The sequence below is a fragment of the Bacillus sp. 105MF genome (assembly GCF_000374885.1).
Taxonomy (GTDB): domain Bacteria; phylum Bacillota; class Bacilli; order Bacillales; family Bacillaceae_G; genus Bacillus_A; species Bacillus_A pseudomycoides.
In genome coordinates this window covers 183,718-197,676 of record NZ_KB895570.1, presented here as the reverse complement: position 1 = coordinate 197,676, position 13,959 = coordinate 183,718, and the positions used below count along the sequence as shown (strand labels likewise).

Sequence of the window (13,959 nt, the reverse complement as noted above, 5' to 3'; positions counted from 1 at the left end):
TTATGTCGAATTCAATGAATGTAAAAAAGAAAGGAATTCATCAATTAGTTGCATCAGAAGAAGAAATGATCAAGTTAATCAGTGAAGAATTAAAAAATACTACTCAAGAAGAATTAGTAATTATGTCAGGGCATTTTATGCTCTTTTTTAATGAAGAAACAAATAGCTTAACTCCTGGAATTATCGAAGAACAGAAAACAGATATGATGAAAGAGAGGATTTCACGTAGGGTAGGTATATTCCCTTTATACACTTGGAATATCGGAATTCAATTAGGCGAGCAATTTTATGAACAATTTAAAGACATTAAATACCTATTGTTAATTAATGATTGGCAATACGTTCCATCTACAAATGCAAGTGTTAGTGATCTTCGCAAAGAGTTTTATGAGAGATATACAGAAATTCCAGAAGCTTACGTTACAAGTTTAGAAAAGAGTAAATACTTTAATCAACAGAGTATCTTGCCTAACCGAAAAAATCCGATTTTTTTCCCTGAAACTTGGCTTAAATATAGATTTCAAAAAAGCGCTAGTAAGCTAGTAAAAGAAGGAAAATTAGAAAAGAGAATGTTAAACGATCGAGAAAATCAATCCGAAGTATCATTTGTAGATGAGGATGGAAATTATAAAACATTAATTAGTTGTGGTGTAACTGGATGTGCAGGAGAAATTACAGAAATGATAGCTGAGGTACATAAGGCAGGTTATAGAGCATTGTTATTATTCGCACCTGGAGAGTGTTACCAACCTGTACGTACAGGTATTGAAATCGCTCTTAATCTATATAATTTAACAGGGATGAAAGTGATTGTTGCGGATCCTGGTGGAAGTGGCGAAATGTCAAAAGAAGAAATCTATGAAAAAACCGTTAATTTTTCTGTGTTTTCTTCGTGATAAAGGAGGGCAATGCTTATGAGACAGGTGTACTTAGATTATGCTGCTACTACTCCATGTCATAATAAAGTGATCGAAGTTGTAGAAAAGTACATGAAAACAGAATTTGCAAACCCTTCATCTCAGCATGTGATGGGAAAAAAAGCACAGTATGCGGTGTATCAAGCGAAAAGTAAGATTGCAATTTCTATTGGTGCTCATAAAGAAGAAATAATATTTACTTCGGGTGCAACAGAAAGTAACAACTTGGCGTTGTTAGGAGCAATTGATTATCATGAAAAAGAACCCGTAAATGTAATTCTCTCACCTATAGACCATAAATCGATTTTAGAGGTTGGAAAAGAGTTACAAAGAAGAGGTATTATCGTAAAATATGTGGACATTAAACGTGATGGAACCATTTGCTTAGATTCATTGAGTCGCTTATTAGATGATGATACAAGAGTTGTTAGTTTTGCATATGTTAATTCTGAGGTGGGAACAATTCAACCAATCAATGAGATTTCTGCTTTATGCAGAAAATATAAAACATTGATACATGTAGATGCTGTTCAAGCTTTTGGAAAAATACCAATAGATGTGAAAAAATTGGACATAGATGCTTTATCTTTATCTGGACATAAAATTTACGGACCAAAAGGTATAGGCATTTTATATGTAAATCAGCACAAACAGGAATATTTTCGTCCTTTATTGTTTGGTGGTGAACAAACATATTTACGGAGTGGAACATTACCCACTTCACTAATAGCTGGCATGGGCGTAGCTAGTGATATAGCTATATTAGAACTAAAAGAGAATTATGAAAAAGCACTGAAATTAAGAACAATTGTTATAAATCAAATTCAACAAGAAATAGCCCTTTCTCGCATAAATGTATGTATGGAAAATAGCATACCTCATATCATAAATATAATGATCCCAAATATTAGTTCAGAAACACTTATAGCAGGTATGAGAACTGTTTCTATTTCTTCAGGATCTGCTTGTAATTCAAACAGTTTAGAACCGTCATATGTATTACAAGAGATTGGATTATCCAAAGAAGAAGCCAATAGTTCTATTCGTATATCCATTAGTCCATATTTAAGTGAAGAAGAAATTTTATACGCTGTTGATGAGATTATAGCTAAAATTAAAGATATTTATTGCGTGCAACAGGGATTTTAAAAATAATATAAAAAAGCACTATTCTTTCTGTATATTTTCACAGAAAGAATAGTGCTTTTTTGTGCTTCGCAACAGTCTAAGATTTTAACAAAAGATTATAACTTGAAACAATATATTTTCGAGAGTTTCTTATCGTCTTAATATGATGATGACGTACTGTCCCCCGTTTCTATCAATACATAATCCCCCTTATTTTTCATCCTAATTCTTTTTGGTTTACTTTCATGAAAAAACTAAAAAAATTAGAATAGTGGTGAATTTAAAGCCCTACTACTCCAAGAAACCCATGTTCTATATAGAACATGGGTTTCACTAATAAGATAAGTATATTTAATTGAAATACTTACTATCGTTTATTCACTATATCCGTTTCTTCGTCCACGTCTCAACCACTTCACCCGTATCAGTAACATCTAGTACTAAACTACCGTTACTATACCGGTCTTTATTACGAAATGCTTTTGGATCTATTTCTTCTACAATCTGTTTTTCTGTTTTCATATAAACAAGTTCATCATCACGAACAATTTCAATACCGACAATACGGTACGGATTACGTTTTAACTCTTTGAAGATAACAAGGCCTCGCTTCGCCCTTGTTGATTTCTCAATTTCGGAAGCTTTTAATCGCTTAACTGCACCGCGCTGCGTTACGAGAATCAATTGATCTTTTTCACTATTTAACGGTCTACCAGAAGCAACATAATCATCTTCTTTTAAATTAATCCCTTTTACCCCAGCTGCTCTTACACCAACTGGGCTTACTTCTTCTTCATTAAAAATAAGTGCATATGCACCATGTGTTGCAAGAACAATATCACTTGTTCCATCTGTTGCGAAGATATCGACAACTTCATCATCTTTTTTCAAGTTTACGGCTACAAACGCTCTTGAATAGCGCTGAACTTTATACTGATTTAATTCCGTTTTCTTAATCATACCATTTCGTGTAACAAACACAATAAATCGCTTTTCTTCCTCGAAATTCGGTACAACGGTTGCCCAAATTAATGTCTCGTCCCTATCAAGTGAAACGATATTTGCCACATGCTGACCTAAATCTTTCCAACGAATGTCCGGCATTTCGTATACTGGAAGATAAATATAATTTCCTTTATTCGTAAATAAGAGAACTATTTCTGTTGTATTTGTATCGAAACGCTCGAGTAAGATGTCGCCCTCTTTCATACCGAAGTCTTTCCCGTTCGATGCATTATGTGAGCGCCAACCAGTTCGCTTCACATAACCTTCTTTCGTTACAGTAACGATGACATCCTCCTGTGGAATCATAACTTCCACATCAATTTTAATTTCTTCAATTTCCTCTTCAATAACAGCACGGCGATTATCGCTATACGTTTTCTTTACTCTCTTTAGATCTGCTTTAATGACCTGAAGGAGCTTTTTCTCACTTTGTAAAATCGCTTGTAATTCTGTAATTTTCTTCTCTAGTTCTTCCGCTTCTTTTTCTAGTGCTGTAATATCTGTATTTGTTAAACGATACAGTTGCAAGGATACAATTGCTTCTGCCTGCGCTTCTGTGAATCCAAATTTTGCACTTAAATTATCTTTTGCATTACGCTTATCTTTAGATGCTCGAATTGTTTCAATTACCTCATCTAAAATCGATAATGCTTTCATTAAACCTGCCACAATATGTTGACGATTTTCAGCTTTTCGCAACTCATATTCCGAACGACGTGTAACAACTTCTTTTTGATGCCCAATGTACGCATCTAAAATCTTGGGTAACGTCATTAATGTTGGACGACGATTATTTATAGCCACCATATTGAAGTTATATGGAACTTGTAAATCAGTATTTTTATATAAGTAATTTAAAATACCTTCTGCGTTTGCTTCTTTTTTTAGTTCCACAACAATACGAAGACCTGTACGATCTGTCTCATCACGTACTTCCGCAATTCCATCTAGCTTTTTATCTAGACGTAGTTCATCCATTTTCTTTACAAGGTTTGCTTTATTGACTTCGTATGGAATTTCTGTAATGACAATTTGCTGTTTGCCACCGCGAATCGTTTCAACTTCCGCTTTTCCACGAATGATGATTTTCCCTTTTCCTGTTTCATATGCTTTTTTAATTCCATCAAGCCCTTGAATAATGCCACCTGTTGGGAAATCAGGTCCTTTTATAACTGTTAATAAATCATCTACGGAACTATTTGGCTTATCGATACGCATCATTGTTGCATCAATTACTTCTCCAAGGTGATGCGGTGGAATTTCTGTTGCATATCCAGCTGAAATCCCTGTTGAACCGTTTACCAATAAATTCGGGAACATTGCTGGTAATACAACAGGTTCTTCACTTGTATCGTCAAAGTTTGATACAAATTCTACTGTCTCTTTATCAATATCACGGAGTAACTCAGATGCAATTGGCGATAAACGAGCTTCTGTATAACGCATTGCTGCCGCTGGATCACCGTCAACACTACCATTATTTCCGTGCATTTCAACTAATACGTTACGTACTTTCCAATCTTGGCTTAAACGTACCATCGCTTCATATACAGAAGAATCACCGTGTGGATGATAGTTACCAATAACATTACCAACTGTTTTAGCTGATTTACGAAATGGTTTATCATGTACGTTTCCTTCTACATACATTGAATATAAAATCCGACGTTGTACTGGCTTTAAACCATCACGAGCATCTGGTAGCGCGCGATCTTGAATAATATATTTACTATAACGTGCAAAGCGGTCACCTAACACGTCTTCAAGCGGGAGGTCATGAAACTTCTCTGCCTGCATGTTATTCCACCTCCGTCTCCATAATCATTTCATTCTCTAAAATATTACCTTCTTCTTGCATACCAAACTGTACATTACGCTCAATCCATTTCCGACGTGGTTCTACTTTATCACCCATCAATGTCGTCACGCGGCGTTCTGCTCTTGCTGCATCATCAATTTTTACGCGAATTAGCGTACGCGTTTCTGGATTCATTGTTGTTTCCCATAATTGATCCGCGTTCATTTCGCCAAGACCTTTATAGCGCTGCAACATATATCCTTTACCGACCTTTTTCGTTACGCCATCTAATTCTTCATCTGACCATGCATATTCAATGACTTCGCTTTTCCCTTTTCCTTTACTTACTTTATATAAAGGTGGAAGAGCAATAAATACTTTACCAGCTTCAATTAACGGCTTCATATAGCGGTAGAAAAACGTAAGTAGTAACACTTGAATATGTGCGCCATCCGTATCAGCATCGGTCATAATTACGACTTTATCATAGTTGATATCTTCGACAGTAAATTCATTTCCAACGCCGCCACCAATTGCATAAATAATTGTATTGATTTCTTCATTTTTGAAAATATCAGCAAGCTTTGCTTTTTCCGTGTTAATGACTTTACCTCGCAGTGGCAAGACAGCTTGGAAACGGCGATCACGCCCTTGCTTTGCAGAGCCACCAGCAGAGTCACCCTCTACTAAATATAGTTCGTTCTTCTGTGGATTACGTGATTGCGCAGGTGTTAACTTCCCACTCAACGTTCCTTCTGAACGTTTTTTCTTCTTACCAGTACGAGCTTCTTCTCTAGCCTTACGCGCTGCTTCACGGGCTTGTGCTGCTTTAATTGCTTTTCTCACAAGAAGTGTTGCTACATCTGGATTTTCTTCTAAAAAGTATGCTAAATGTTCCGAAACAATTGCATCGACAGATGAACGTCCTTCACTTGTACCAAGCTTACCTTTTGTTTGACCTTCAAATTGCAATAAATCCTCCGGTACACGTACAGAAACAATCGCCGCTAACCCTTCGCGAATATCTGTACCTTCTAGGTTTTTATCTTTTTCTTTTAGCAAAGAGACTTTACGAGCATATTCATTAAAGACACGTGTCATCGCTGTTTTAAATCCTGCCTCATGTGTCCCCCCATCTTTCGTACGTACATTGTTTACGAATGAAAGAATATTTTCTGAATAGCCATCGTTAAATTGAAATGCAAGTTCTGCTTCAATCCCATTTTGTTCACCAGTGAAGTAAACAACTGGATGTATAGAGTCCTTTTCTTCGTTTAAGTAAGAAACAAATGCTTCAATTCCTGTTTCATAATGAAAAACATCTTCTAAATCATTTCGTTCATCTCTTATAGTGATTTTCATACCTTTTAACAGAAATGCAGATTCACGTAATCTCTCACATAACGTTTCATAATTATAATTTGTTGTACTGAAAATTGATGGATCTGGTTTAAAATGCATCGTTGTTCCAGATTGTTTTGTTTTTCCAATTTTCTCTAGTGTCGTTGCAGGAACACCACCATTTTCAAAACGTTGTTCATATATATACCCATCGCGTTTAATGGTTACAACGAGCCATTCTGATAATGCATTTACAACAGATGCACCAACACCGTGTAAACCGCCACTCGTTTTATAACCTCCTTGTCCAAACTTCCCCCCTGCATGAAGTACAGTTAAAATCACTTCAGGTGTAGGTTTTCCAAGTTTATGCATTCCCGTAGGCATCCCGCGCCCTTTATCAATAACACTAATACTATTATCCTTATGTATTACGACAGAAATTTCGTCGCCAAACCCCGCTAATGCTTCATCAACTGAGTTATCTACTATTTCGTATACTAAATGATGCAATCCACGGCTGTCCGTGCTCCCGATATACATACCCGGGCGTTTTCGAACGGCTTCAAGACCTTCAAGCACTTGAATGGCATCTTCATTATATTGAAACTGATGCTTTGCCAAACTCCTTGCCCCTTTCCTAATCAAATCAGAACATATGTTTCTATTATAGAATAACGCCTTAACCATCCTTTTGGCAAGTTATGTTATGTCTTTTATATACTATTTTCAATAGAAAAATCCTTGTTTTTTCACAAGGATTCCTCTAGGCTACTATTTCAGAAAAATAATCGTTTGTCAACGAAAAATGGATATGTATTCCAATTACACACTCCACCATTTGGCAATTAACCAAATGACAATTATCCAAAATGGGATAACAAGTAGCAATCCCCAAAAACAGCCTTTAAAAAATCTCATGATGAACACCTCGTTCATCTACCCAGTCTTCAAGTATTCTCCCGAGCTGAATCGATCTTTCGTTTACAATGTCTATACTACCTCGTCATTGCATGTTCTACTTTTATACAACGATCCATAATAACAGTATATCCCTTTTCCTTTAAAAATTTATATGTATCTTCATCTTGTACTCCTAATTGTGCCCAAAAAACATCCGCATCAATCTCCACAAATTCCTTTGCGACGTCCATTAAAAATTCAGAACGACGGAATACATTTACGATATCGACATGCTCCTTAATATCTTTTAATGACGGAACAGCTTTTTCTCCCAGTACCTCATCTACGACTGGGTTTACTGGGATAATACGATACCCTGCATCCTGCATTGCTTTTGAAACCATATAGGATGTACGTTCTGGTTTGTTAGATAATCCAACAACCGCAATTGTTTTGCTATTTTTCAATACTTCACCAATTTCCGTACGAGTTGGGTTTTCAATTGTCATATTAAATCCCTCCTATTCTTTTAGTATAGCCGATAAAGAAAGTCTCTTTCAATACGAAAGAGACTTTCTTTATTAATTCTTAGCAGAAGAGTTATCTGCTAAAGTAGCTGTCTTCGTCATTTTTTCACCATTTCGATAGAATGTTACTTCAATTTTATCGCCAACTTTTTTCTTTTCATATAAATATTTACGGAATTGAAGTGAGTTTTCTACTGTTTGGCCATCTAATGCTACAACAACGTCATACTGCTGAAGTCCTGCTTTTTCAGCTGGTGAGACGGGATAAATTTTGCTTAAGAGAACACCCTTTGTAACATCTTTTGGTAATTTTAATTGTCCTAATGCATACGGTGGGTAATCCTCAAGAGATGCAACTCCTACTCCCATCGCTGGACGTTTTACTGTTCCATCTTTTTCAAGAGATTCAATGACTGGTTTTGCCACATTAATTGGGATAGCAAAGCCAATACCCTCTACTTCTTGCTGTGCAATCTTACTAGAGTTAATACCGATGACTTGACCATTTTGATTGAATAATGCGCCACCACTGTTCCCTGGGTTAATTGCTGCATCTGTTTGAATCACTTGTGCTTGCCAATCCGGCTGTTTGTCACCATTAATATCCACTGGAATTTCGCGTTCTTTACTACTAATAATCCCTTCTGTTACACTACCATCAAAACCTAATGGATTCCCAATTGCAATAGCCGATTCACCAGCGCGAATTTTACTGGAATCACCAAGTGTGGCTACTTTATTAATATTAGATCCATCAATCTCTACAACAGCTAAATCTAACCATGGATCTTTCCCAACTAATTTTGCATCTACTGTTTTACCATCACTTAGTTTCACTGCCAGTTTGTTTGCTCCGTCTACCACATGATTATTTGTTACAATGAGAGCTTTATTCCCAGCTTTTTTATAAATTACACCAGATCCTGTTCCAGCTGTTTGTTCCTGCCCTGCTTGCTCCATTGCAAATGGATCTATGTTCTGTTGCATATTGATAACACCTACAACTACTTCTTTCGCCCCTTCAATCATACCAGGTAAATCCGTTTCACCCTTTACTTTATTTGCAACAGGAACCACAGTTCCCTCTACTTTTGAATTAGAAGTTAACGCCGTCCCATTTCCATTTGTCCATGGCATATACGGTGCTGCAAAACTAATGGAAACAGCTCCGATAACTGCTCCAACTAAACCTGTAAAAAAGTAACCTTTTTTACTACCTGATTTTTTTACTTCTCTCGTTTCACTATGCTCTTCATTCATATTTGGTCCGTCATAATATCCCATAATTGATATCCCCTCTCTGCTGAATTCGTATTTTTAGTATAGTCACATTTTGTGTCCTTCTTGTGAACTCATCGTGAAATCCAATTAAAAAAATACTTTTATTCATTATTGTAGACAAAAAATCTGTAATTTGTACATTTCCATCTACAAAAGAGAGTGTAAATGTACTATATTTTCAACCTATAAGTTGCTGCTACGAAAACAAAAAGAGATCTCCACTCGTTTTCTCCCTCTGTTTTCACTCGGCATGGGGCTAAAAAAGGTACCGACCGCTTCTATCCATGGGCGGATTCTCTCTTCCAACCAAAAGGAAAGCTTTTCTATCGTTTTTTTTATTACATAGTATTTAAAAACTATTCCTCAAACTTATATCCAACTCGAATAACAGTTCCGATATGTTTTGCTTTATCCCCTAACTTATTTCGCAATTTTTTTATATGTGTATCTACAGTACGATCATCACCATAATAATCATATCCCCAAAGTTGATCTAATAAATGCTGGCGTGATAATACGATTCCTTTATTCTCCATTAAATAAACAAGAAGTTCAAATTCTTTATGCGTTAATATAATTTCTTCTCCGTTTACCGATACCGTACGCGAAAGACGATTCACATCGATTCCAGCCATAGAAAGTGCATTCTCTTCTGCAAAGCCTACTGCCCCATCAGCACGCTTTAATAAAGTTTTCGCCCTAGCTACTAGTACTTTAGGACTAAAAGGCTTTGTTACATATTCATCAGCCCCAAGTTCAAAACCTAACAATGTATCATCCTCGTCAGAACGAGCTGTAAGCATAATAATTGGTACCGCTGACTCTTTTCTAATACGACGACAAACAGACCAACCATCTATCTCTGGCAACATGATATCTAACATAATTAAATCAATTGTATGTTCAGCAAATAATTCTAACGCTTGTTTTCCATCTTCAGCTTCTATCACTTCAAAACCTTCATTACGAAAATAATCACTAACAATTTCGCGTAGCCTTCTTTCGTCTTCAACAAGTAATACTGTTTTGTTCATCTGACCTATCCCGCCTTTTTACTCTTTCAATCGAATAATACGTTGATTGGAGCTTCCGCGAAACGGAAGTGTCAAGTCTCTTTTTTGAAGTTCAAACCTTCCATCGACCAGAACATCCCCATAGTGTAACAACTCTATCATATCATTATTTTGAGAACTCTGTATCTCTTCTAATGTATAACCTGTGTAAATCCATAAGTTTTTTTTCAAAGCCTTCACCGCATTTGCTACCTTCTTCACTTCAGCAGCTTGAAAAAATGGATCTCCACCTGAAAATGTTACATCAGTAAGCGGGTTTTTGGCAATCTCTTTCACAATTTCTTCTACGGTCATTTCAGTTCCATTACAAATATTCCATGACTTAGGATTATGACATCCTAAACAACGATGCGGACAGCCCGCAAAAAACACGACTGTCCGCAATCCGTCACCATCTACTACACTATCATGAATAATATTCATTACTCTCATTTATGTTTCACCCGATCCGCTTCTTCACTGCGCTTTGCACTATTCCATTTAGACATATCACCTACAAGATATCCTGTTATACGGCGAATTCTTTCGATATCATTCTCATCCTCGTTTCCACAACTTGGACATTCATTTTTGATGACACCATGATAGCCACAGCATTTACAACGATCCACAGGGTGATTAATGGAGCCATATCCAACTCCATACTCTGCCATTGCCTGCACAATTTGTTTTAATGCTTTTTGGTTATGAACCGCCGCTCCATCTAATTCAATATACGTTATATGTCCGCCATTACAAAGCGTATGAAATGGCCCTTCTAAACGTATTTTATCTATCGCTTGGATGTTATAATACACCGGAATATGAAATGAATTTGTATAATAATTATGATTTGTTATACCGCTAATCATTCCAAATTCTTCTCGATCTTTTTTAACAAACTTACCTGATAGTCCTTCTGCAGGCGTTGCAATTAAAGAGAAATTCAATTGATGTTCTTCCGTTGCTGCATCCATTTTCTGTCTCATAAAGGTAACAATCTCATATCCAAGATTCCATGATTCTTTATCTTCTCCATGATGTTTTCCTGTTAAAACAACTAAACATTCTGCAAGGCCAATAAAACCAATACTTAATGTTCCTTGTTTTAAAATCTCAGCAACAGAATCTTCAGGATGCAGTTTTTCTCCGCCCCGCCATACTCCTTGCGAATATAAAAAGTGAAAATCTCTTGCCTTTTTCGTACATTGGTAAGCAAATCTTTCTAATAGTTGACGAATACCAAGATCTATATAATAATTTAAAGCTTCAAAAAATGCTTCTTTTGAACCGCTAATCAATGCTAATTTTACTAAGTTAATAGAAGTAAACGATAAATTCCCTCTTCCAATCGCGGTCTCTTCCCCATGAATATTAGACATAACACGCGTACGACAGCCCATATAACATACTTCGCTTTCTGGGCGACCATCATAATGAACTGCATTAAATGGCGCATCTAAAAATGAAAAGTTCGGGAATAATCGTTCTGCTGTCGTCTCTAACGCCAATTCAAATAAATCATAGTTCGGATCACTTTCTTCAAAATTCACACCTTTTTTTAGTTTAAAGATTTGAATAGGGAAAATGGGTGTTTCACCTTTTCCTAATCCAGCTTGCGTCGCCCGTAATAATTGTCTAATTAACAATCTTCCTTCTTTCGACGTGTCCGTTCCGTAGTTAATAGAAATAAACGGAACTTGCCCACCGCCTCTGCTATGCATACTATTGGAATTATGAATAAAAGCTTCACAAGCTTGATACGTATCATTCTCTGTTTCTTTCCACGCAAACTCTTCTACTTGCTCTTTTGTTAATGGATACGTTTCTAATCTTTTCTTATTTTTCTCAAATGTTTTTCTCACATACGGTGCTAAATCAATGTCAAATAACGCAGCTGATTGACCACCGTGCTGCATGTTTTGATTCGCTTGGAAAATAATCGAAGAAAGTGCCAATGCACTTTTAATATCTTGTGGTTGCCTCATATGCCCATGCCCGGTATGAAATCCTTTTTCAAGCAGTTGCGCTAAAGGAATCTGCGAACATGTTGTTGTACCTGTCGCATAAAAATCTAAATCATGTGGGTATAATATATTTTGATCTATTGCTTTTTTTACTTGTTCAGAAAGTAAGTGTTCCATTGCATAATATTTTGCACTCTCAGATGCAAATGTTCCCATCATCCCCATAGGAGACCGCCCATCGACATTTGCATTTTCTTGCATTAAATCTTGCTCATTCCCGTGGACAATTGTTTCAAAAATCTTCATTAATTCTTCTCCACGTGCACTTTGTTTCATCATTTTTCAAACCTCCAACAACATCTTGTTAATTCACTAACAAAATGATACAACATATAGTTATAGTAGATCTGTGAGAAATATAACATTCTTGTGAAAGTTTTTTTAAGAAACTTTGAATTTTTCATTTACAAAAAAGAAATGTGCTCTTTACAAATGTATGGTACAATATATGGGAAAAACTCTTTTTACCCTTTATCAACACATTTGAATAAAGGAGACTGAACTTATGCTTATTACATATCTTTTATTTATCGTTGCCTATTTACTTGGCTCGATTCCATTTGCACTTGTTGTTGGAAAAATTGGTTACGGAATCGACATTCGCGAGCATGGTAGCGGTAATTTAGGAGGAACGAATACATTTCGGACGCTAGGGAAAAAAGCAGGTTTTATCGTTACAATTGCTGACATTTTAAAGGGAACGTTAGCGACAGCTCTGCCGTTAATTTTCGCCTTAGATATCCATCCCCTTTGGTTTGGATTAGCTGCAGTTCTTGGACATGTATACCCAATCTTTGCAAAATTCCGCGGCGGAAAAGCAGTTGCAACTTCTGCTGGAGTACTCTTATGCTATGCGCCAGTTATTTTTGCAATATTAGCTGTTATCTTTTTCACCCTTCTATTTACAACGAGATACGTATCGCTTTCTTCTATGGTAACAGCTATCGTAGCTGTTATTGCATCAATTATTGACGGGGATAAAATCTTCATTGTTGCGATGTGTTTATTAGCTGGTATGGTTATTTATAGACACCGTGCAAATATTGGACGAATTATAAATAAAACTGAACCAAAAGCAAATTTGACAAAGAAACAAAAGTAAGGTTGTGACCCACATAACGCAAAAAGAAAACGCAAAGCATATTAATAGCGTCTTTTTGCGTTATTTTTTATACTAAAGAAAAGGCAACATAACTTGGAGGAACTATACATGAATCTTTCCGTAACAAAAGAAGCAGTAAATTGGTATAAAGATGAATTAAACTTACAATCTGGCGATACACTTCGCTTTTTCGTACAATATGGCGGTTGCAGTACTGTTCAAAAAGGACTTTCTTTAGGAATCCGTAAAGACGATCCTGCACATCCTGCTGTTCAAATTCAAGAAGACGGCATTACTTTCTTCGTTGAAGGTGATGATGAATGGTTCTTTGATGGACATGACTTATCCGTTACCTTTAACGACGGTGATGACTTCCCTCAATTTAATTACGAAAAATAAAAAAGCGTGGCTTTTGCCACGCTTTTTCATTTTTTCTTAATTTCCTCATATTTCGCATACCACTCTGGATATAGTTTCTTAAAGGACACAGGACGAAAACCTTCTTTTTTCGCACAAATATTTGTTGTTGTAGCTGTAATACAAAGATCTCCATCACCGTTATAAATTTCATATCCATATATAACGCGAAGGGGACTAACTGAATCAATCCATGTTTTCACAATTGCTTTCTCTCCATAACGCATTGCTTTCCGATATGAAATTTGCAAATCTAATACGGGAGAAATAACCCCTTCTTTCTCCATTTCAATATATGAAAATCCTAATTCTTGTATCAATCTTGTACGCCCTAATTCAAGCCATACTAAATAATTCGAATGGTAAACAACGCCCATTTGATCTGTTTCCGCATAGCGGATCTCAATTTCGTGTTCTGCTACAAACATATCTTTATCTCCTTCTCACTTCTGTTTCCTCAC

12 protein-coding genes are annotated in these 13,959 nt (G+C 36.2%); 4 read left to right on the top strand and 8 right to left on the bottom strand.

Annotated features, from left to right (window positions below):
• The first annotated feature begins 2 nt into the window (after nucleotides 1-2).
• Both C564_RS0110805 and C564_RS0110800 read left to right on the top strand, forming a co-directional pair.
• Nucleotides 3-896: an LPD16 domain-containing protein gene (locus C564_RS0110805; protein WP_018765339.1), complete on the top strand. Its 894-nt coding sequence runs from the start codon at nucleotides 3-5 to the stop codon at nucleotides 894-896.
• 18 nt (nucleotides 897-914) lie between these two features.
• Nucleotides 915-2,066 carry a cysteine desulfurase family protein gene (locus C564_RS0110800; protein ID WP_018765338.1) on the top strand — a complete coding sequence of 384 codons (1,152 nt, stop codon included), beginning with the start codon at nucleotides 915-917 and terminating at the stop codon, nucleotides 2,064-2,066.
• 360 nt (nucleotides 2,067-2,426) lie between these two features.
• Here the strand turns inward: C564_RS0110800 and parC are convergent, their stop codons facing one another.
• The 7 genes from parC to C564_RS0110765 all read right to left on the bottom strand — a co-directional run bounded on the left by parC (nucleotide 2,427) and on the right by C564_RS0110765 (nucleotide 12,258).
• Nucleotides 2,427-4,847, bottom strand: a complete 2,421-nt coding sequence (parC, locus tag C564_RS0110795) for a DNA topoisomerase IV subunit A (RefSeq protein ID WP_003199054.1) — start codon at nucleotides 4,845-4,847, stop codon at nucleotides 2,427-2,429.
• A gap of 1 nt (nucleotide 4,848) precedes the next feature.
• Nucleotides 4,849-6,813 carry a DNA topoisomerase IV subunit B gene (parE, locus tag C564_RS0110790; protein WP_003199055.1) on the bottom strand — a complete coding sequence of 655 codons (1,965 nt, stop codon included), beginning with the start codon at nucleotides 6,811-6,813 and terminating at the stop codon, nucleotides 4,849-4,851.
• A gap of 374 nt (nucleotides 6,814-7,187) precedes the next feature.
• Nucleotides 7,188-7,601: a CoA-binding protein gene (locus tag C564_RS0110785; protein WP_003207948.1), complete on the bottom strand. Its 414-nt coding sequence runs from the start codon at nucleotides 7,599-7,601 to the stop codon at nucleotides 7,188-7,190.
• Between the two features lie 72 nt (nucleotides 7,602-7,673).
• Complete coding sequence (locus tag C564_RS0110780; RefSeq protein WP_018765337.1) at nucleotides 7,674-8,903, bottom strand: S1C family serine protease; 1,230 nt, start codon at nucleotides 8,901-8,903, stop codon at nucleotides 7,674-7,676.
• 353 nt (nucleotides 8,904-9,256) lie between these two features.
• Complete coding sequence (locus tag C564_RS0110775) at nucleotides 9,257-9,934, bottom strand: response regulator transcription factor (protein ID WP_018765336.1); 678 nt, start codon at nucleotides 9,932-9,934, stop codon at nucleotides 9,257-9,259.
• Nucleotides 9,935-9,952: 18 nt separating this feature from the next.
• Nucleotides 9,953-10,405 (bottom strand): anaerobic ribonucleoside-triphosphate reductase activating protein, encoded by a 453-nt coding sequence (gene nrdG, locus C564_RS0110770; RefSeq protein ID WP_018765335.1) that lies wholly within the window; start codon nucleotides 10,403-10,405, stop codon nucleotides 9,953-9,955.
• Entirely contained in the window at nucleotides 10,402-12,258 is a 1,857-nt protein-coding gene (locus C564_RS0110765; protein ID WP_018765334.1) for an anaerobic ribonucleoside triphosphate reductase, read from the bottom strand. The genes nrdG and C564_RS0110765 overlap by 4 nt, the downstream gene beginning before the upstream one ends.
• A 226-nt stretch (nucleotides 12,259-12,484) precedes the next feature.
• Here C564_RS0110765 and plsY point away from each other — a divergent pair, with 226 nt between their 5' ends.
• Nucleotides 12,485-13,081, top strand: coding sequence for a glycerol-3-phosphate 1-O-acyltransferase PlsY (gene plsY / locus C564_RS0110760; RefSeq protein WP_003199069.1), 597 nt, complete (start codon nucleotides 12,485-12,487; stop codon nucleotides 13,079-13,081).
• A 108-nt stretch (nucleotides 13,082-13,189) separates the two neighbouring features.
• The gene (locus C564_RS0110755) at nucleotides 13,190-13,480 is read left to right on the top strand and encodes a HesB/YadR/YfhF family protein (protein ID WP_003207946.1); all 291 of its coding nucleotides are present in this window, start codon (nucleotides 13,190-13,192) and stop codon (nucleotides 13,478-13,480) included.
• 26 nt (nucleotides 13,481-13,506) lie between these two features.
• Here C564_RS0110755 and C564_RS0110750 read toward each other — a convergent pair whose 3' ends face one another.
• Nucleotides 13,507-13,926, bottom strand: a complete 420-nt coding sequence (locus tag C564_RS0110750) for an acyl-CoA thioesterase (RefSeq protein WP_018765333.1) — start codon at nucleotides 13,924-13,926, stop codon at nucleotides 13,507-13,509.
• Between the last annotated feature and the right edge of the window lie 33 nt (nucleotides 13,927-13,959).